This window comes from Stenotrophomonas rhizophila (assembly GCF_020857975.1).
Taxonomy (GTDB): Bacteria; Pseudomonadota; Gammaproteobacteria; order Xanthomonadales; family Xanthomonadaceae; genus Stenotrophomonas; species Stenotrophomonas rhizophila_C.
The window spans coordinates 185,329-205,024 of record NZ_JACWUO010000001.1 but is presented as its reverse complement, the minus strand read 5'-3'; the positions used below and the strand labels follow the sequence as shown (position 1 = coordinate 205,024).

General features: G+C 67.7%; 19 protein-coding genes. 12 read left to right on the top strand and 7 right to left on the bottom strand.

What is annotated here, in order from left to right:
* Positions 1-31 precede the first annotated feature (31 nt).
* The 4 genes from IC535_RS00915 to IC535_RS00900 all read left to right on the top strand — a co-directional run bounded on the left by IC535_RS00915 (position 32) and on the right by IC535_RS00900 (position 2,650).
* Positions 32-466 carry a hypothetical protein gene (locus IC535_RS00915; RefSeq protein ID WP_228884686.1) on the top strand — a complete coding sequence of 145 codons (435 nt, stop codon included), beginning with the start codon at positions 32-34 and terminating at the stop codon, positions 464-466.
* Between the two features lie 81 nt (positions 467-547).
* The gene (locus IC535_RS00910; protein ID WP_228884685.1) at positions 548-985 is read left to right on the top strand and encodes a rhodanese-like domain-containing protein; all 438 of its coding nucleotides are present in this window, start codon (positions 548-550) and stop codon (positions 983-985) included.
* 103 nt (positions 986-1,088) lie between these two features.
* Positions 1,089-1,604 carry a protein-export chaperone SecB gene (gene secB, locus IC535_RS00905; RefSeq protein WP_228884684.1) on the top strand — a complete coding sequence of 172 codons (516 nt, stop codon included), beginning with the start codon at positions 1,089-1,091 and terminating at the stop codon, positions 1,602-1,604.
* 20 nt (positions 1,605-1,624) lie between these two features.
* On the top strand, positions 1,625-2,650 hold the full coding sequence (locus IC535_RS00900; RefSeq protein WP_228884683.1) for an NAD(P)H-dependent glycerol-3-phosphate dehydrogenase: 1,026 nt from the start codon (positions 1,625-1,627) through the stop codon (positions 2,648-2,650).
* A 252-nt stretch (positions 2,651-2,902) separates the two neighbouring features.
* Here the strand turns inward: IC535_RS00900 and IC535_RS00895 are convergent, their stop codons facing one another.
* From IC535_RS00895 to IC535_RS00880, 4 genes are all read right to left on the bottom strand, one after another.
* Entirely contained in the window at positions 2,903-3,475 is a 573-nt protein-coding gene (locus tag IC535_RS00895) for an Ax21 family protein (protein WP_228884682.1), read from the bottom strand.
* A gap of 241 nt (positions 3,476-3,716) precedes the next feature.
* Entirely contained in the window at positions 3,717-4,484 is a 768-nt protein-coding gene (locus IC535_RS00890; RefSeq protein ID WP_228884681.1) for an alpha/beta fold hydrolase, read from the bottom strand.
* 250 nt (positions 4,485-4,734) lie between these two features.
* Positions 4,735-5,517, bottom strand: a complete 783-nt coding sequence (locus IC535_RS00885; RefSeq protein WP_228884680.1) for an SDR family oxidoreductase — start codon at positions 5,515-5,517, stop codon at positions 4,735-4,737.
* Entirely contained in the window at positions 5,514-5,843 is a 330-nt protein-coding gene (locus tag IC535_RS00880) for a nuclear transport factor 2 family protein (RefSeq protein ID WP_228884679.1), read from the bottom strand. The genes IC535_RS00885 and IC535_RS00880 overlap by 4 nt, the downstream gene beginning before the upstream one ends.
* A gap of 99 nt (positions 5,844-5,942) precedes the next feature.
* Between IC535_RS00880 and IC535_RS00875 the strand changes: the two genes are divergently transcribed.
* Positions 5,943-6,863 carry a LysR family transcriptional regulator gene (locus IC535_RS00875; RefSeq protein WP_228884678.1) on the top strand — a complete coding sequence of 307 codons (921 nt, stop codon included), beginning with the start codon at positions 5,943-5,945 and terminating at the stop codon, positions 6,861-6,863.
* 7 nt (positions 6,864-6,870) lie between these two features.
* On the opposite strand, the gene IC535_RS00870 is transcribed toward IC535_RS00875, so the two are convergent.
* Positions 6,871-7,392 (bottom strand): DUF6622 family protein, encoded by a 522-nt coding sequence (locus IC535_RS00870; RefSeq protein ID WP_267472886.1) that lies wholly within the window; start codon positions 7,390-7,392, stop codon positions 6,871-6,873.
* A gap of 390 nt (positions 7,393-7,782) precedes the next feature.
* On the opposite strand from IC535_RS00870, the gene IC535_RS00865 reads away from it, so the two are divergent.
* The 5 genes from IC535_RS00865 (at position 7,783) to IC535_RS00845 (ending at position 14,017) form a co-directional block, all read left to right on the top strand.
* Positions 7,783-8,052: a hypothetical protein gene (locus IC535_RS00865; protein ID WP_228884676.1), complete on the top strand. Its 270-nt coding sequence runs from the start codon at positions 7,783-7,785 to the stop codon at positions 8,050-8,052.
* Positions 8,053-8,210: 158 nt separating this feature from the next.
* Positions 8,211-8,891: a L,D-transpeptidase gene (locus IC535_RS00860; protein WP_228884675.1), complete on the top strand. Its 681-nt coding sequence runs from the start codon at positions 8,211-8,213 to the stop codon at positions 8,889-8,891.
* A 269-nt stretch (positions 8,892-9,160) separates the two neighbouring features.
* On the top strand, positions 9,161-9,793 hold the full coding sequence (locus IC535_RS00855) for a TetR/AcrR family transcriptional regulator C-terminal domain-containing protein (RefSeq protein WP_228884674.1): 633 nt from the start codon (positions 9,161-9,163) through the stop codon (positions 9,791-9,793).
* 49 nt (positions 9,794-9,842) lie between these two features.
* Positions 9,843-10,943: an efflux RND transporter periplasmic adaptor subunit gene (locus IC535_RS00850; protein WP_228884673.1), complete on the top strand. Its 1,101-nt coding sequence runs from the start codon at positions 9,843-9,845 to the stop codon at positions 10,941-10,943.
* Entirely contained in the window at positions 10,940-14,017 is a 3,078-nt protein-coding gene (locus tag IC535_RS00845) for an efflux RND transporter permease subunit (protein ID WP_228884672.1), read from the top strand. The genes IC535_RS00850 and IC535_RS00845 overlap by 4 nt, the downstream gene beginning before the upstream one ends.
* 40 nt (positions 14,018-14,057) lie before the next feature.
* Here IC535_RS00845 and IC535_RS00840 read toward each other — a convergent pair whose 3' ends face one another.
* Together IC535_RS00840 and IC535_RS00835 are read right to left on the bottom strand one after the other, a co-directional pair.
* On the bottom strand, positions 14,058-14,474 hold the full coding sequence (locus tag IC535_RS00840) for a VOC family protein (RefSeq protein ID WP_228884671.1): 417 nt from the start codon (positions 14,472-14,474) through the stop codon (positions 14,058-14,060).
* Positions 14,471-14,935, bottom strand: a complete 465-nt coding sequence (locus IC535_RS00835; protein WP_228884670.1) for a helix-turn-helix transcriptional regulator — start codon at positions 14,933-14,935, stop codon at positions 14,471-14,473. Before IC535_RS00835 ends, IC535_RS00840 begins: the two co-directional genes overlap by 4 nt.
* Before the next feature lie 247 nt (positions 14,936-15,182).
* Between IC535_RS00835 and IC535_RS00830 the strand changes: the two genes are divergently transcribed.
* Positions 15,183-17,543, top strand: coding sequence for a TonB-dependent receptor (locus IC535_RS00830; RefSeq protein WP_228884669.1), 2,361 nt, complete (start codon positions 15,183-15,185; stop codon positions 17,541-17,543).
* Between the two features lie 56 nt (positions 17,544-17,599).
* Complete coding sequence (locus IC535_RS00825; protein ID WP_228884891.1) at positions 17,600-19,678, top strand: phosphocholine-specific phospholipase C; 2,079 nt, start codon at positions 17,600-17,602, stop codon at positions 19,676-19,678.
* Positions 19,679-19,696: the final 18 nt, after the last annotated feature.

Here is a 19,696-nt window from a genome sequence, read left to right as displayed (position 1 = left end):
GATGGGCGCCTTGCCGATTGGGGGAATGCGCATGCGCCGTACGCTTCAGATCCTGCTGCTGGCCTTGTTTGCGCTCAGCAGCGTGGCGGCCTTGGCCGCCGACCAGAAAATCACCAAGAAGCAGCGCCGGGAACTGGAAGAAACCCAGGTCAAGTACGACTCCACCCTGCGCTGGGGCACCGTCGAGGACGCGTTGCCGTACCTGGACCCGGAATACACCAAGATCCACCCGCTGACCGACCTGGAGCTGCGCCGTTTCGAGCAGGTCAAGATCTCCAGCTACCGCGCCGGGGACAACGTGCCGATGCCCGATGGCCGGGTGGGGCGCAATGCCGAGGTGCGGGTGATCAACAACAACACCCAGGCCGAGCGCTTGGTCAGGGTCAAGGAAATCTGGCGCTGGGACGCGCAGGGCAAGCGTTGGCTGCAGGCCAACGGGCTGCCGGACCTCTGGCAGGAATCCTGAATCCGGCCCCTTGGCCGGGGCTGGACGCCGGTTGATCCGCATGTGCGACAATCGGCGCCCGCTTAACGACCCGTGATCTGAGTGAATTACGAAGAGTTGCTGGCCTTTGCCGGCCGAAACCCGATGTTGTCGATGGCCCTGGTCGGCCTGACCGTGGCCATCATCGTCACCGAAGTCCGCCGCCTGCTGCGTGGCTTCAAGTCGCTCAAGCCGGCCGAACTGACCCACCTGATCAATGCCGGTGGCGCCATCGTGGTCGACCTGTCCTCGGGCAGCGATTTCGAGAAGGGCCATATCGCCGGCAGCCGCAACGTGCAGCCCAGCCAGTTCGGCCCGGAGCACAAGCTGGTGGCCAACGCCAGGCAGAGCCCGGTGGTGCTGGTATGCCGCAACGGCACCGCCTCGGAAACCGCCGCCAAGGCGTTGAAGAAGGCCGGCTTCGAACAGGTCAGCGTGCTCGATGGCGGCATTCCGTCCTGGCAGCAGGCCGAGTTGCCGCTGGTCAAGGGCCGCAACTGATTCTGCCCGGATCGCACGGCGCGCCTTGTACGTGGCGCGCGGCGCCCCCATCGCAGGGCATGTAACAATCCACTTTTCAGCATTCATTTTGGAGCTACACGAAATGTCCGACGAAACCACCAACGGCGCCGTTGCGCCGGTCGACGCCGCCACCGGCCCTTCGTTCACCGTTGAGAAGATCTACGTCAAGGACGTTTCCTTCGAATCGCCCAACGCCCCGGCCGTGTTCAACGAAGCGGTGCAGCCGGAGTTGCAGCTCAACCTCAACCAGCGCGTGCAGCGCCTGGGCGAGAACGCCTTCGAAGTGGTGCTGGCTGTCACCCTGACCTGCAAGGCCGGCGACAAGACCGCCTATGTGGCCGAAGTGCAGCAGGCTGGCGTGTTCGGCCTGATCGGCCTGGAGCCGCAGGCGATCGACGTGCTGCTCGGCACCCAGTGCCCGAACATCCTGTTCCCGTACGTGCGTTCGCTGGTCAGCGAGCTGATCCAGGCCGGCGGCTTCCCGCCGTTCTTCCTGCAGCCGATCAACTTCGAAGGTCTGTACGCCGAAACCCTGCGCCAGCGCCAGGAACAGGGCGAGACCTCGCTGGCTGATTCCGAGCCGGCCGGCAACGCCTGATCGGCGCTGCTGTCGTTCCGATGAGCATCCACGCAGACAAGATCGCGGTACTCGGCGCCGGCTCCTGGGGCACGGCGCTGGCCAGCCTGCTTGCGCGGCACGGTCACCGCGCCGTGTTGTGGGGGCGGGATGCGGCAATGGTCGAGGCCATCGACCAGCGCCACGAGAACACCCGGTACCTGCCGGGCATTCCGTTGCCCGAATCGCTGCGCGCCACCACCGACCTGGCCGCCGCGGTCAGCGATGCCACCTGGATCCTGGTGGTGGTGCCCTCGCACGCCTTCGGTGAAACCGTGCGTGCGCTGGCGCCGTTGCGCCCGGCCAACGCCGGCGTGGCCTGGGCGACCAAGGGCTTCGAGCCGGGCTCGGGCCGTTTCCTGCACGAAGTAGCGCGCGAGGTCCTCGGGCCGGACGTGCCGCTGGCGGTGGTGACCGGCCCGTCGTTCGCCAAGGAAGTCACCCTGGGCCTGCCGACGGCGATCACCGTGCACGGCGACGCGCCGGAGTTCGCCCAGCAGGTGGCCGATGCGATGCATGGCCCGGCCTTCCGCGCCTATACCGGCGACGACATGGTCGGTGCCGAGCTGGGCGGGGCGATGAAGAACGTGCTGGCGGTCGCCACCGGCGTGGCCGATGGCATGCAGCTGGGCTTGAACGCCCGTGCCGGCCTGATCACCCGCGGGCTCAACGAGATGCTGCGGCTGGCCGCGGCGATCGGCGCCAAGCCGGAGACCCTGATGGGCCTGGCCGGCCTGGGCGACCTGGTGCTGACCTGCACCGGCGATCTGTCGCGCAACCGTCGCCTGGGCCTGGCGCTGGGGCGTGGCCAGACCCTGCAGGACGCCGTGCGCGAGATCGGCCAAGTGGTAGAGTCGGTGCAGACCGCCGATGAAGTCATGCGCCAGGCGCGCCGGCACGGTATCGACCTGCCGATCTCCGACCGGGTCCGTGCCGTGTTGCATGGCGAGCAGACCCCCGGAGAGGGATTGCGTGCGTTGCTGGCACGCGAGCAGAAGCCGGAGTATCCGGACACGCTGTTCAAATGATCCACCAGAACCCCGGCCCAGCGCCGGGGTTTTGGTTGGTGCCATCAACGGCAACGGCAACCGCCGGAGGTAGATCCGCGCCATGTGTGGATGCTCTGCTCTGCCACAACGAAAAAACCCGGCACAAGGCCGGGTTTTTTCGTGGCGCACCGACGAGGTTGCGGCCATGTAAGTGAAGCCCGGCCAGGCCGGGCTTCATGACGCGTGGGAGAGAGGTCACGCGCCATCCAACACCATCTTGCCTATCGCGTATTACCAGGTGAAGCGCGGGCCGACGAACCATTCCTTGTCGCCGCCCTTGGCCAGCTTCACTTCGCCGGCCAGGCCCCAGTTCTGGTTGAGCTTGGCCTGGGCGCCGACGCGGCCGTAGAACTCGCCGTCCGGGTTGATGCCGTGCTTCTTGCTGTAGTCCTCGTAGCCGGCCATCACGTAGCCCTCGAAGTTCGGGGTGAACGCGCTGCGCACGCCCACTTCGGTCGAGTAGCCGTTGAAGTCCAGGCCGTGCTTGGGATCGAACTTCTGGTACGCCACGCGTGCCACCAGGTCGGTGGTCGGGGCGATGCCGTAGTTGTAGCCCACACCAACCTTCCACTGGTCGACGTCGTTGCTGCCGCGCTTGGTTTCCTGCGCGTTGTAGTCACCGAAGACGTGGAAGTTCGGCGCCACGGCGACCGAGCCCTTCACCGCCCAACCATCCGCATCGCCACCCTTGGCGTCGGTCTTCACGTAGCCGCCTTCAACGAAGTTGTACGACAGGCCGTCGGTTGCCGAAGCGGCGAACGGCAGGGCAGCCAGCAGACCCAGGGCAAGCAAAGAAGTCTTCATATCGGGACACACCTTTAATTATTTTTGGTTTTGCCGACCGCCCCCTTGGGAGGGGGAGAGAAGGGGCGGTCGACAGGTGTGAATTATCCGTTAGGCGTCACAATCGCCCCTGAATATTGAACTGACCAGTGCGTGAATAAACCGGGGGTTCAGGGAACTCGCAGCGCTACCCCATTGGTCGCGTAACCATGGAGTAAAGCCGGACGCGACCGGCGTATCAGCGTCCGGCTTGGGGTGGGTGCTACTTGGTCGACCGGATCGCTTCCCTGGCCGCCTGGTCGATCGTGTCGGCCACCACCTTGGGCTGGGTCATGAAGACGGCATGGCTCGCCGGGACCTTGGTGATGCGCGCGTGGATGCGTTCGGCCATGTGGATGAGCATGGCCTGGTCGAATGCCTTGTCTTCGGTGGCGATCACCGCCCAGCTGGGCTTGGTGCGCCAGGCGGCCTGGGTCACCGTCGTGCCGAATGCCGACATGTTGATGGGCACCTGCGAGTCACGCAGGAAGGCCGCGTCGGCATCGGTGGTGTCGTGGGCAAAGCCGGCCTTGAACCTGGCCGGGCTGATGATGCCGAAGCCATCGCTTGCGGTCTCGATGACGAATTCGGGAGTGGGTGCGAAGCCTTCGTATTGCTTTGCAGTGGTTTCGCCGGCGTCCGGCGCGAGCGCCGACACGTAGACCAGGCCTGCCACGTTGTCGTGCACGCCGGCCTGGGTGATCACGGTGCCGCCCCAGGAGTGTCCAACCAGGATGGCCGGGCCATCCTGACGGTCGAGCACGCGCTGGGTCGCGCGCACGTCATCGGCGAGCGAGGTCAACGGATTCTGCACGATCGACACGCGATATCCGCGGGCGGTCAGGTCATTGTAGACCGGGCGCCAGCCCGAACCGTCGGCGAATGCGCCGTGCACCAGGACGACATTCTTGATCTGGCCGGCGTCGCGGGCCACCGCATCGGCGGCCTGCACTGAGGGGGTGAAGCTGGCCGCCACGGCGGCGGCGAGCATTGCAGGAAGGAGCTTGAACATGGTCGTATCCTCGGGCGGAGATGTTGGGACTTCCGATGTGCGGCGTTGGCCGGCAGGGCTACTTTGCGCGACCAGGCTGGACTATTGGTTACCTGGAGTCCTGAAAACTTGACCATTCGTCTTTATGCGACGCGGACAAGCGCGCCGCCCATCCAAGGCGCTTTATCGAGAAAACGAGCTCCCGTTGAAAAGCGGCCGCGCGTCTGCCGCGATGCAACCCATCGCGCCGCTACACGGTGGGCACGGTTCCGCCGTCGATGGTGTATTCCGTCCCTGAAATGGAGGCGGCCCGCGGGGAGACCAGAAACGCGATGAGGTCTGCAACCTCCCCCGGCCTGGCCGGACGTCCCAAGGGGATGCCTCCCAGCTCCCGCATGATCAGCTGCTTGCCCCCTTCGTAGTCCGTTCCCGCATGGGTCGCGACCCGCTCCACCAGCGCGACGGCGGCCTCCGTCTCGATCCAGCCTGGCGATACGCGGGCAACACGCACGCCTTTGGGCGTGACTTCCTTGGACAGTGCCTTGCTGTAGGTCGACAACGCCGCTTTGGCAGCGGCATAGGCGATCGTGGCATCCGGCAACGGAAGGGTGCGCTGGATGGAGGTGACGTGCAGGATCACGCCGGATCCCTGCGCGAGCATCAGGGGAAGCAACGCCCGATCCAGCCTTACCGCCGACATCAGGTTGAGGTCGAGAGCCGTCGCCCACTCGTGGTCGTCCAAAGCCGCAAATCCGCCCGCCGGTGCCGATGATCCGCCCACCACGTTGATCAGGATGTCGACGCCGCCGAGATGCCGCAGGGCCGCCTCCACCGCCTGCCGGGCGCCTTCTGCCGTTGCCAGGTCGGTTGCAATGTAGTGCACACCATCGATGGGTCGATCGGGCCGCGAGCGTGCCGTTGCCGCGATTCGCGCGTTGAAGCCGGACAACAGTCCGACGACGGCGCCGCCCACGCCGCGGGTGCCGCCGGTCACCAGGACGCGCTTGCCCGCCAGTTGGAGATCCAAGCTCATGGCGCGATCTCCAGCGTGGCGATCCTGCTGCGCTCCAGGGTGAAGCTGTACCGCAAGTCGACCGGGCTGCCGGGGAAGTTGCCGGTGACACGTGCCGTCACGATGTACTTGCGCCCCTGATTCTCGAGCGTGTGCGGCTTGGCGGTGTAGGTGTATTTGGCGGACGAGTCGGTCTTCCAGGCCTCGATCGCGCTCAGGCCCGAGTGCGTCCTGCCCTCGTCCAGGACAAGCCCGTCCCGGGTGAAGCAGCGGGCGACGGCTTGGGCGTTTTGGGTGTCCGCTTCAAAGTAGGCAGCGATAGGCTCTGGCAGCTTCAGGTCTTTCATGGCAGTGCTCCGGTGTGGTCCATGGAGCAAGGTTGATCCGTTCTCATAGATTAGAGAATCACCTATTATCGGATCAGGCTATGTAGAGATCAGATCACAATGCGCGGCTCTGAATTCGCAGAACTCAAGGCTTTCGTGGCGGTTGTCGACCGCGCCAGCTTCGCCAGGGCCGCCGATCACCTGGGATTGTCCCGGTCCGCCCTCAGCCAGATCATTCGCCAGTTGGAATCGCGACTGCGCGTTCGCCTGTTGAACCGCACGACGCGAAGCGTCTCGCCTACCGAACCGGGACGTCGACTGCATGAGCGCATTGCGCCGATGCTTCGCGATATGGACCAGGCCGTTGCGCAGGCGGTGGAAACCAGTGCCCGCATGGCGGGCACCCTGCGGATCAACACGCTCAGCATGGCGGCGAAGAAAGTCATTGCACCGAGATTGGGACGTTTCGCCAAGGCGCATCCCGATGTCGTTCTCGACATCGTGATCGATGATGGGCTGAGCGATATCGTGGGCGAAGGATTCGACGCCGGGATACGCGTGGGCGGCCGTCTGCAGAAGGACATGGTTGCGGTACGGCTTACGCCCGACATCGAGTTGCTGGCGGTGGCCTCACCGGACTATCTCGCTGAACACGGCGAACCGGTGACGCCTGCCGACCTCGGCCATCACGCCTGCATAAACTGGCGCTTTCCGGGAAGCGCCAAGGTCGCAGGGTGGGAGTTCAGGAAAAAGGGAAAGAGCGTCGAGTTCTTTGGCGAGGGGACGGTGATCGCCAACCATCAGGACATCATCGTGCCGGCAGCGCTCCAAGGGCTGGGCATCCTGTATGCCTACAATGACGACGGCATCGCCGAGGCGTTGCGGGACGGGCGGCTCAAGCGCGTCCTCGCCGACTGGTCGCCCGTCGTGCCCGGCCTGTTTCTCTACTACTCGAGCCGGCGGTACATGCTGCCGGCGCTGCGCGCCTTCATCGACTGCCTGCTTGATCGCGATGTCGACCGTCGCATCGGCCCTGGCTGACTTGAACTCAACCCGCCGCTTCCAGTTTCCCGCGCGGCGTTGCCAGATGCGACGCACGCAGGTAGCGCCCGTACTTTCCAATGAAGATGCCTGTGAACCCACCCGACAGCAGCAGGTAGGCCGCGCGGAAACTGTCATCTGCGCCCAGCGCCGGGGATACGGCAAGCGCGGATTCGAAGCCATATTTCACTGCAAAGGTGATCAGCAGCAGCGGCAGCAGGCTGTAGTCCGCGCTGCGCCACAGCTTCCCCGTTGATGCATTCAGGGTGAGCGTTGCCCGCCGCAGCAGCACCCAGCCAAGGCCCATGCCCGCGCCGATGCCAACCAGCCACTCGCCCCACGCTTGCCAGGAACTGCCGAAACGGTGGCTTATCGACCACAGGCCCCAGGCGGTGAAAAGGGCCGGCACGATGGCCAGCTTCGTCAGCGAAATTTCACCCGGTTTCATGGCAGCGATGCCGCGCGTGATCAGGAAGACCAGAAGCGCCCAGACCCAGACAGGAGTATTCGACACCAGTTGCTGCAGCATGATCACAGGAAGTCCTTGAGGTGGGCGGGTGCCGGCCATGTAACGCCGTGCGGGAGTGGGTTCATTCTCGCTTTGCGCCACCCCATCACAAGTGACAGGTGTCAGGCATCGGGAAGTACATTGCGCGAGCTGACAACGCGGCAGGATGGCAACACCAGTTCAGAGCCGAAGGCGGGTGTTGTGGTGGCTGCGTGATGATGGATGTCGATGTCCGGCGTGATAGCCGATCAGATGCGGCGATCCCCGCGGCGATGGTTTCAGGCCGAACCTTTTGAGGGTCGCCATACCTTCACACCCCGTCCACGTCTTGCAACTGCAGCTGAAAGCGGGTCGGTGACGTCAGCGAAAAGCCCGCTATATTCCAGTCTCCCAGACGAAGGAGGGAGTGCAATGATTCTGACCAAACAACATCTGACCACCGCACGTACGCTCGCCGTGGCGATCGTCGCCACCGTTGGCCTCAGCGCCTGCGCCACCTACAAAGACGATTTCGCAACGATCAACTCACGCCTCGACCAGCTCGACGTGAAGGTGCAGGGCGCGGCGCAAAGTGCCGAATCGGCCAATCAATCCGCACAGCAGGCCAACCAGCGTCTGGATCAAATCGAAGGCCGCGTCCAGCAGCTGGAGAGGGCGCCCCGCCGGACACCGCGTGGTTAAATCGTTCCGCCACGATTGTGTGAGGAACGTTTGAACCAGGACCGGTGGCCTTTGCAGGCCATCGGTTTCCTCTGGTGATGCAGTCTTTCATTCCAAGGAACCCTCCCATCCGTACGCACTCATATCCTGCAATCCGGGCCGTCGGTGCCGCGCTGGCAATGGCGCTGGCGTTGGCGGGTACCGGCGTGGCCCACGCCGAGGATGCCGCCGCCCAACCGGTAGCCGCCGTCGATGAGCTTCCGCCAGGCCAGGAGGTGTCCGACACCGTGATTGAACTGGCCGGCTGGGTTGTCGCTACCAAGGACAGCCATGGCTATCCGTTCGCGATCATGGACAAGGCCGCCGCACAGATCCTGGTGTTCGGCAGCGACGGCAAGCTGCGCGGCGCTGCGCCGGGGTTGTTTGGCTCGGCGACCGGCGATCATACGGCGCCCGGCGTCGCCGGCCTGGCGCTTCGCGAAATTCCAGGGCGGGATCGCACCACGCCCGCTGGCCGCTTTGTCGGCGGCTTCGGCCCGTCGATCGACGCCGGCCGCGTGCTGTGGGTGGACTACGAGTCCGCCGTCTCCATCCATCCCACCGCTACCGGGGTCCCGGCCGAGAAGCGCGTAGAACGCCTGGCATCGCCCTCGCCGGACGACAACCGCGTCACCCATGGCTGCATCAACGTCTCGCCCGAATTCTACGAGCAGATCGTCCGTTCCACGTTCGAGCGCGGCGGGGTGTTCTACATCCTGCCCGATGCCGACCCGATGGCCGAGACCTTCCCGGAGTTCGCGCAAAGCCGCGCGAATGCGCAACACGACGATGGAAAGCGCAAACGTTCCGCCAGCAAGTGAACGGCGCGACGCCGTGTTGTCTTCGGCCTGCGGGCCAGGCGTCCTTCCAACGATGCCGTAAAGCGCGGTAGCGCGGCGGCCAACGGCGATCCTGCCGCTTCCACCGACCGGCACGTGGTTTGCCAGCCCCGGCGCGGCCAGCGTCGCCGATACCCATGTCCTGATCCAGGCCCCGCCGGCCTTGGCCGCCGGCTCGGCCGGCGCTGCTTGCGTCCTCCAACCTAACACTGTTAGATTCGCCACCTAACACCGTTAGGCCAGGGCATCAGGTGCGCCAACCGATCGCGCGGGAAAACATCGTCGAGGCCGCCTTCCGGATCCTCGACGAGGCCGGGCTGGAAGGCATCACCCTGCGCAAGGTGGCCTGTTCGCTGGGCATCCGTGCGCCGTCGCTGTACTGGCACTTCAAGAGCAAGCAGGCGCTGATCGATGCCATGGCCGACGCCATGATCGTCGATGTCGCCCGCACCATCCCGGCCGGCCAGCCGTGGCGGCAGACCCTGCTGCAGATCGCGCGGGAGTTCCGGACGGCCTTCAAGGCGCGCCGCGATGGCGCGCGGGTCTACGCCGGTACCTTCCTGGCCACCGAGAACGTGCTGCGCGTGGCCGAAGCCAGCCTGGCGGCAATGATCGGTGCCGGCATGCCGGCGCGTTTTGCCGCGACCACCGCGATGGACTTGGTGTACTACACGATGGGCTTTGTCATCGAAGAACAGTCCTGGCCCGGCGACGGCAGCATGGAAGCCCTCGGCGAGGTGTTCATGGCCCTGGCCGAGGAACGCTTCCCGCATTGCTGGCAGGCCCGCGAGGTCTGGGGCGAGATCGATTTCGATGCCCGTTTCGAACAGGGCCTGGGGCTGATGCTCGATGGCATCGCCCTGCGCCTGCCCGGCCCCGCCTGATCCCGTCCTTCCCTCCCGTTACCGCTGTTCCGACCCGGAAAGCCCACCGATGCGCGCACGCCTCCCCCGCAGTTCCTTCCTGCTCCTGATCGCCGTGCTGCTGTCGGCCTGTGGCGGCAAGGACGACGCCGCCGCCACCGCAGCGGCCGCCACCAGTTCGGCCTTGCCGGTCTCGCTGGCCACCGCGCAACAGCAGCCGATGGCGCGCACGGTGCTGGTCTCGGGCCCGGTCACCGCGTTCGAGGAAATGCAGCTGGGCGTGGAGATCAGCGGCCAGCGGGTGACCGCGTTGCCGGTGGAGGTTGGCCAGTGGGTCAAGCAGGGGCAGCTGCTGCTGCAACTGGACCACCGCACCCTGGACAGCGAACTGGCCCAGGCCGACGCGTCGCTGCGCCAGGCGCAGGCCTCGCAGGAACTGGCGCGGCTGAACTACCAGCGCAGCGAGAAGCTGGCCGCCCAGCAGCTGATCAGTGCCAGCAGCCTGGACGAGCTGCGCGCGGCGCGGATCAATGCCGAGGCGCAGACCGCCACCGCGCGCGCCGCGCGCGATGCGGCCAAGCTGCGCCGCGATTTCGCCGACCTGCGCGCGCCGGCCGACGGGCTGATCTCCAAGCGCCTGGTGCAGCCCGGCCAGGTGGTCTCGGCCGGCACCGAACTGCTGCGCCTGATCCGCGATGGCCGCCTGGAATGGCGCGCCGAACTGCCGGAAAACCAGTTGGCCGATGTCGCGGTGGGCAATACGGTGCAGCTGCCGTACGGCGGCCAGGTGATCGCCGGCCGCATCCGCGCGGTCACCCCGGGCGTGGATGCGCAGACCCGCACCGGCACCCTGTATGCCGATCTGCCCGCACCCGGCCCGCTCAAGCCGGGCATCTATGTCGAAGGCCGCATCGTCACCGGCGATGGTCAGGCCTTGACCATTCCCAGCGCGGCGATCGTGCAGCGCGATGGCCACAGCTATGTATTCAGCGTCAACGACAAGCAGCAGGCTACCCGCCACCGGGTCAGCACCGGCCAGGCGGTACAGGGCCGCACCGCGATCCTGGCCGGGCTCAAGGCCGGCGACAAGGTGGTGGTGGACGGCGCCGGCTTCCTCGGTGAGGGCGACCGCGTGCGCGTGGTGGCCGCTGCCAAGGCGGCCGCCCGATGAATATTTCGGCCTGGGCGATCAAGCGCCCGCTGCCAGCGTTGCTGGTGTTCTTCGTGCTGTGCGTGGCCGGCCTGTGGGGGTTCTACCAGCTGCCGGTGGCGCGCTTCCCGGACATCGCCTTCCCGATGACCACGGTGACGGTGACCCAGCCGGGCGCATCGCCGAGCCAGCTTGAAGCCGAGGTCACCCGCAAGGTCGAGGACTCGGTGGCCACGGTCAACAACGTCAAGCGGGTGATCTCCTCGGTCAGCGAAGGGGTGAGCACCACCACCATCGAGTTCCAGCTCGAAGCCGACCTGGCCACCGCGCTGGACGATACCCGCGATGCGATCACCCGCATCCGCACCGACCTGCCGCAGGACATCCAGGAACCGGTGATCTCCAAGGTCGATATCGGCGGCTCGCTGATGACCTATGCACTGGTCGCCCCGCACATGACCGCCGACGAGGCCAGCTGGTTCGTCGACCGCGACGTCTCGCGCGCGATGTACGGCGTGCCCGGCGTGGCCCGGGTCACCCGGGTCGGTGGCGTGCAGCGCCAGGTGCGGGTGGACCTGGACCCCAATGCGCTGATGGCGATGGGCATCACCGCCGGCGATGTGTCCGGGCAGCTGGCCCGCATCCAGGTCGAGCGCGCCGGCGGCAAGGCCGAGATCGAAGGCGCCCAGCAGACCATCCGCACGCTGGGCACGGTCGGCAATGCGCAGGCGTTGCGCGACTATTCCATCGCGCTGCCGGACGGGCGCGCGGTGCGGCTGTCGACCCTGGCCACGATCACCGATGCGGCCGCCGACCCCACCGAAGCGGCGCTGCTGGACGGCGGCGAAGTGGTGGCGCTCTCGATGTCGCGCACGCGTGGCTCCAGCGAGGTCAAGGTGGAAAAGGGCGTGCATGCCGCGCTCGATGCGATCAAGGCCGAGCATCCGGGCATCGACTTCCGCCTGGTCACCACCGCGATCGATGAGACCCACCGGTCCTACGACTCCTCCATGACCATGCTCTGGGAAGGCGCGCTGCTGGCCCTGCTGGTGGTCTGGCTGTTCCTGCGCGACTGGCGCGCGACCTGGGTGTCGGCGCTGGCGTTGCCGCTGTCGATCATTCCCACCTTCGCGGTGATGCACCTGTTCGGTTTCACCCTGAACATGATCACGTTGCTGGCGTTGTCGGTGGTGGTCGGCATCCTGGTCGACGATGCCATCGTCGAAATCGAAAACATCGTGCGCCACCTGCGCATGGGCAAGCCGCCGCTGGAGGCCGCACGCGAGGCGGCCGGCGAGATCGGCAATGCGGTGATCGCCACCTCGCTGACGCTGGCGGCGGTGTTCGTGCCGGTGGCGTTCATGCCCGGCATCGCCGGCAAGTTCTTCCGCGAGTTCGGCTGGACCGCGGCCACTGCGGTGCTGTTCTCGCTGCTGGTGGCGCGCCTGCTCACCCCGATGATGGCCGCCTACCTGCTCAAGCCACACGGGCAGGAGCCACCCGAGTCGCGGCTGATGACCTGGTACCTGGGCTGGGTGGACGCCGCGCTGCGCCACCGTGGCCGCACCCTGTGGCTGGCCACCGGGCTGTTCGTGGCCTCGCTGGCGCTGGTGCCGTTCATCCCGGCCACCTTCATCCCGCAGTCCGACCTGGGCCGCAGCAACCTCAACCTGGAACTGCCGCCGGGCACCCGCCTGCAGGAAACCGTGGCGGTGGCCGAACGCGCGCGCGCCCTGCTCAAGGACATGCCCGAACTCAAGCAGGTCTATACCGCGGTCGGCAGCGTGCTCGACCTGGGCGACCCCGGCGCCACCGGCGTGGGCGAACCGCGCAAGGCGACCCTGGTACTGGACTGGGGCACCGCCGATACCCGCGACCGCGACCAGCGCGTGCTCGAACGCGAGGCACGCCAGCGCCTGGCCAACCTGCCCGGGGTGCGGGTGAGCTATGTCAGCTCCGAGCCGGGTAACCTGCTGCAGCTGGTGCTGTCCGGCGACGACCCGCAGCGCCTGCAGGATGCCTCCACCGCGCTGGAGCGCGATCTGCGCGGCATCCAGGGCCTGGGCAGCGTCACCTCCACCGCCTCGCTGCTGCGCCCGGAAATCCAGATCGTGCCCGATGCCGCGCGTGCGGCCGACCTGGGCGTGGCCACCGCCGATATCGCCGAAGCGGCGCGCATCGCCACCGCCGGCGACTACGAACAACGGCTGGCCAAGCTCAACCTGCCCGACCGCCAAGTGCCGATCCGGGTCGGTTTCGCCGAGGCCACGCTGGCCAACCCGGCGCTGATCGGCCAGCTGCGCGTGCCCGGCCGCTACGGCCCGGTACCGCTGGCCGCCGTCGCCGATATCCAGCAGGGCAGCGGCCCGTCGCAGATCTCGCGCTACCAGCGCCAGCGCAACGTCACCCTCACCGCCGAGCTCAACGGGCGCCCGCTGGGCGAGGTGATGGCCGAAGTGCAGGCCTTGCCCGGGGTCAAGCAGCTGCCGCCGGGGGTAACCTTCCTCAATACCGGCGATGCCGAAGTATTCGTCGAACTGTTCGTCGGCTTCCTGCTGGCCATGGCCGCCGGCCTGATCTGCATCTACATGGTGCTGTTGCTGCTGTTCAACCATGCGCTGATGCCGATCACCATCCTGGCGGCGGTGCCGCTGTGCGCCGGCGGCGCGTTCGGGGCGCTGCTGATCACCCAGAACATGTTGTCGCTGCCGGCGCTGATCGGCCTGCTGATGCTGATCGGCATCGCCACCAAGAATTCCATCCTGCTGGTGGACTATGCGGTGATGGCCGAGGACGAGCACGGCATGAGCCAGCACGATGCGCTGATCGATGCCTGCCGCAAGCGCGCCCAGCCGATCATCATGACCACCCTGGCGATGGGCGCGGGCATGATGCCGATCGCGCTGGGTTTCGCCGGCGATTCCAGCTTCCGCGCGCCGATGGCGATCGCCGTGATCGGCGGCCTGATCACCTCCACGCTGTTGAGCCTGATCGTGATCCCGGCCGCTTTTACCGTGGTCGACGACCTGGGCGACTGGCTGTCGCGCAGATTCCGCCACCGCTCCTCGCATTCGGCCGGCCACGCCGCCGACTGAGCGTGGAACGACGCCCTGGCGCAGGCAGCGGCGGCCTGCGTCAGTTCTTGCCGGCCGCGGCCTGGATCATCTTCCAGCCGTTGCCGGACGGGTCGCGGAAGCCGGCATCCACGGTGCCGTAGCGTTCCACCGGCTCCTGGTTGAATTCGACCCCCTCCGCGCTGAGCCGTGCATAGGTTGCGCGGCAGTCGTCCACGTGCAGCACCAGCGGTGGCATCGCGCCCTTGGCGACCAGGGCCTGCAGTGCCTGCGCGGTGGCCGCGTCATGCACCGGCGGGCCCGGCCGGAACAGGCCCAGCTGGAACGACGGCTGCGCCGGGTGCTGCACCGTCAGCCAGCGGTAGTCGCCATTGCCCACGTCGGTATGCACGCCGAATCCCAGCTTGCCGACGTAGAACGCCAATGCTTCATCCTGGTCGCGCACATACAGCCCGACCACACCGATACCCTGATTCATGGAACCTCCGTTGTTGAGGGCTCTGTTGTACCGGCTGCCCTGCCGCGCCGCTTCTCCGAAACTGCGCTGTCCAGGTCCGGCCGCCGTGCCGCGCGTGCGATGCACTCCGGCGCCTGTGCCGGCAGCGGGCCGCCGGCACGCACCTGGCCGGGGCTGTGCCCGGTGATGTCATGGAAGATGCGCCCGAAGGTACCCAGGCTGTTCCAGCCGGTCTGGTAGGCGATCTCGGTGATCGGCAGCTGGGTATCGCGGCACAGCGCCACGGCGCGCTCGATGCGCCGGGTCAGCAGGTAGCGGTGCGGCGGCAGGCCGAAGGCCTGGCGGAACTGCCGTGCGAAGTAGGCCGCCGACACCGCGCTGACCTGCGCCAGCCGTTGCACCGGCCATGCTTCGTGCGGGGCGCGGTCCATCCGGTCCTTGGCCCGCAGCAGGCGTCGCAGTAGTTCGGGGCTCTGGGGCATCGTCTCGGTTCGCCTGGTGGGCTGGGCTACGGCGCCGGCCACAGCCACGGCACGCGTCGGATCGTCTGCCGATGGTAGGTTTGCCGAGGACGGGCGGCAAGCAGGGTGCGCAACGCGGCACGGCCGGGCTGCAATGGCTGGCTTGGGTCACGCTTCCGGCTGCGCGCAGGCAACTGCAAGCCCAATGTCATGGGCAGGTCACCGGCGCTGCGAATACTCCGCCGGTCTTCCACTACCCACCTGACCGATGCACGCCAACGGCCGATACCCCCGCGTTTCCCTGCTCGCCGTGCTGCTCGGCGCCACCGTACAGGCGATGGCCGCCGAACCGGCGCCCGCCGACGATGCCCGCACGCTGGACCAGGTGCAGGTCATCGGCCAGGCCACCAGCTATGCCAAGACCACGGTCAGCCAGGAAACGCTCAACCGCCAGCAGATCCTCAGCAGCGTCAACAATGCGCTCAACGAACTGCCCGGCGTGGTGGTCAGCGAGGCCGATGCCACCGGTTCGTCGGTGTGGGGTACGCAGATCAGCATGCGTGGCTTTGTGACCAACCGCGATACCCAGCAGATCGGCACCACCATCGACGGCCTGCCCAACGGCGGCTCCGGCTACGGTGGCGGCTCGCTGGCCAACCGCTACATCGACACGCTCGACCTGGAAACGGTAGAAGTCAGCCAGGGCACGGCCGACATCTCCTCGCGCTCCAACGAGGCACTGGGCGGCACGCTGAACTTCCTCACCAGCGACCCGCTGGCCGAACAGCGCCTGCGCATGGTGGTCGGCGGCGGCGACCACGACGCCCGCAAGTATTACGTGCGCTACGACACCGGCCTGCTCGGCGGCCACACCCGTGCATGGGTGAGCGCGTCCTCGGCGCGGGTCAGCGACTGGATCGACGGCACCGGCAAGGCCAGCAACGACAACCTGGCCGCCAAGTTCGTCACCGAGCTGGACCGCTGGACGCTGAGCGGCTACGCCTCCTACAACGATGCCGACGAGCCGGAGTACACCAGCGTCACCCCGGCCGCGTACGCCACCAACCCCGACCGCGACGGCCTGACCGGCAACCTCACCGGCATTCCCAACCTGGACCAGAACTACCGCTCCGGATCGCGCGCGCTGCGCGAGAACACCTTCGGCTACCTGCGCGGGGCCTTCGACAGCGGCAACGGTTTCAAGGCCACGTTGACCGGCTACGCGCACAAGATGGAAGGCCGTGGCGACTGGCTGCCGCCGTACCTGGTGCAGGCGCGCAATGATGGCGCCGGCCGCCCGGAATCGGAGTACCTTGGCGGCAGTACCGTCTACGGGGGCAGCGCCCTGGGCCAGTTCTACTTCGTCAATCCCGACGGCAGCGCCGCGCAGGTGCGGGCCGGCTGCGTGCCGCGCCCGGGCTTCACCGCCGAGTACGATCCCAACTGCTATGCCGCCGGCGTGCAGGGCGTGCAGTCCTACCGCCACTCGCACTACGACAACGACCGTGCCGGCGCCACCGCCGACGTGGAATGGAAGCAGACCCTGGGCACGGTCGACAACACCGTGCGCGCCGGCGTGTGGGTGGAGCAGTACGACCGCAGCGTGCGCCGCGACTGGCACCGCCTGCTCAATGTCGGCACCGACATCAGCTTCGACCACCAGCCGTACTGGGTGCAGTTCGAGGACCGCTACAAGACCAGCGAGCAGATGTACTACGTCGAAGACGTGGCGCGCTTCGGCCCGTTCAGCGCGCGCGTGGGCGTCAAGCAGTTCTTCGTCGACCAGAAGCGCAGCCGGGTGATCGGCAATGCCGAGAACGTGCGCTCCGATTCCAAATCCGATCCGCTGCTGTCCGCCGGCGGCACCTGGACGCTGCCGGTCGAGGGCCTGGAGCTGTTCGGCGGCTATTCGCAGAACTTCGCCGCCATCCCGTCCGGCGTGCTCGGCGAGACCGATGCACAGCGGTTCGCGCGGGTGGAGCCGGAGACCGCCGACAACATCGAACTGGGCCTGCGCGTGAGCCGCTGGCCGCTGACCGGTTCGCTGACGCTGTACAACATCAAGTTCGACAACCGCATCGTCTACCTGCCGGCACGCCTGGCCAACGGCATCGACTACCTGGATGAAACCGACGGCGTCTACGAGAACTTCGGCGGGGTGGAAAGCACCGGCCTGGAAGCGGCGCTCGGCTATGGCTGGGACAACGGCTGGCGGCTCAACGGCGCCTACACCTACAACCGCTCCAAGTACCTGGGCAGCGGCAACCTGGCGCGCGACACCGAACTGGGCATCGTCGATGGCGCGCAGGTGATCGGCCAGCCCAAGCACACCCTGGTGGTCTCGGCCGACTGGCAGGGCGAGACCTGGAACTTCGGCCTGTCCGGGCGCTACCTGGGCGAGCGTTACCTGGATGCGTCCAACGCCAACCGCCTGCCGTCGGCCACGGTGTTCAACGCCAACATCGGTGTGGACCTGCAGAGCCTGTCGCCCAAGCTCAAGGGCGTCGGCGCCAGCCTGGTGGTCAGCAACCTGACCGACCGCAAGTACCTGGCCGGCGTGGACGGCAGCGACTCGGCCTTCATCGGCGCGCCGCGCACGGTCGGTTTCTCGGTACGGGTCGACCTGTGAGCCCAGCGCGTCCGCCGGTCGCCGACCCCGCCCGCCGCCGCCTGCTGCAGGGCGGGATGGCGGCCGGAGTCGGCGCGCTGCTGCCCAGCATCGCGCGGGCAGCAGCGATCGCCCCGGACGCGCGCAGCCGCAGCCTGGAGGACGTGCAGCACATCGTGGTGCTGATGCAGGAAAACCGCGCGTTCGACCATTACTTCGGCACCCTGCCCGGGGTGCGCGGCTTCGGCGACCGCTTCGTCGCCCCGGCCGCGCCGTTGCAGCCGGGCCAGCCGCCGCGCACGCTGTGGCTGCAGCCCAACGCCGCCGGTACCGGTGCCATCGCTCCGTTCGCGCTGGATACCGCCGCGCAGTTCGGGGTCATGCGCGTGGAAGGCACTCCGCACACCTGGCCCGACGCGCAGCGCGCCTGGGACCACGGGCGCATGGGGCAGTGGCCGGCGGCCAAGCAGGACCATGCGATGGGCTACTACCGGCGCGCCGACCTGCCGTTCCAGTTCGCCCTGGCCGAGGCGTTCACCGTCTGCGATGCCTACCACTGCGCGATGCAGGCCGGCACCAATCCCAACCGCCTGTTCCTGTGGACCGGGCACAACGATCCGCATGCACGTGGCGGTGGCCCGGCGGTGGCCAACTCGCACGACAACTTTCCCGAACTGGGCGGCCACCCCGATTCGTATACCTGGACCAGCTATGTCGAGTGCCTGCAGCGTGCCGGCGTGGACTGGCAGATCTACCAGGACATGGCCGACAACTTCACCGACAACCCGCTGGCCGGCTTCGAGCGCTTCCGCCAGGCCTGGCGTGCGGCGCCCGGCCACGATGCGGCCCTGCGCGAACGTGGGGTGAGCACGCGCGGGCTGGCCCAGCTGCGCCAGGACGTGCTGAAGGGCCAGCTGCCGCAGGTCAGTTTCATCATTGCCGACGCCGCCGGCAGCGAGCATCCCGGCCCGTCCAGCCCGGCCCAGGGCGCGGCGTATACCGCGCGCGTACTCGATGCGCTCACCGCCGACCCGCAGGTATGGAGCCGCACCGTGCTGCTGCTGATGTTCGACGAGAACGACGGCTTCTTCGACCACATGCCACCGCCGGCACCGCCATCGCCCGATGCTTCGGTGGCCGGCGGCTGGGCGGGTGCCTCGGCGGTGGCCACCGACGGCGAGTACCACCAGCACGCCTCGCCCGGCAACGAGCAGGCCGATCCGCTGGACCTGCGTGGCCGCCCGTACGGGCTTGGCCCGCGCGTGCCGCTGTATGCGATTTCGCCGTGGAGCCGCGGCGGCTGGGTCGATTCGCAGGTGTACGACCACACCTCGGTGATCCGCCTGATCGAGCGCCGTTTCGGCGTAGCCGCGCCGGCGCTGTCGCCGTGGCGCCGCGCGGTCTGCGGCGACCTCACCGGCGCCTTCGATTTCGCCCATCGCGATACGCGGCCCTTCCTCGCCTCGCTGCCGGCCACCGCCGCCCTTGCCGCGCGCGCGGCCGCCCTGCCGGGGCGCACGGTGCCGGCCTTGCCCGAAAGCCTGCCACCGGCGCAGCAGGAACCGGGCATGCGCCCGGCCCGCGCGCTGCCGTACCGCCCGCAGGTGGGCATTGCCGTGGATGCGGCGGTGGTCACCCTGCAGCTGGCCTGCGAGGGCGCACCGGCGGTGCTGCACGTCTACGACATGCTGCAGCTGGAGGCGATACCGCGCCGCTATACGCTCGCCCCGGGCATGCCGTTGCAGGGCCGCTGGGCGCTGCACGAGGGCAGCGGCTACGACCTGTGGCTGCTGGGCCCCAACGGTTTCCACCGCCGTTACCGCGGCGCGGCCACGGCGGCCGCGCCGGTGCTTGCTGCGGTCGAGCGCACTGCGGCGGGACTGCGCCTGCAGCTGCACAATCCCGGCCCGACCGCGCAGGCGGTCGGCATTTCCGCCGGTGCCTACGCCGCGCAGATGCCCGCACGCCAGCTGCAGTTGCAGCCCGATGAACGTACGCAGATCGTCTGGGATGCCGCGCCCACTGCCGGCTGGTACGACCTGCAGTTGCAGCAAGCCGGCGTCTGGCAGCGCCTGGCCGGCCGTGCCGAAGATGGCCGGCCGGGCACCACCGACCCGGCGATGGGCGCCGCACCGTTGCGGCTGTTGGCCGACTGAAGCGGCCAGCAGGCCGTT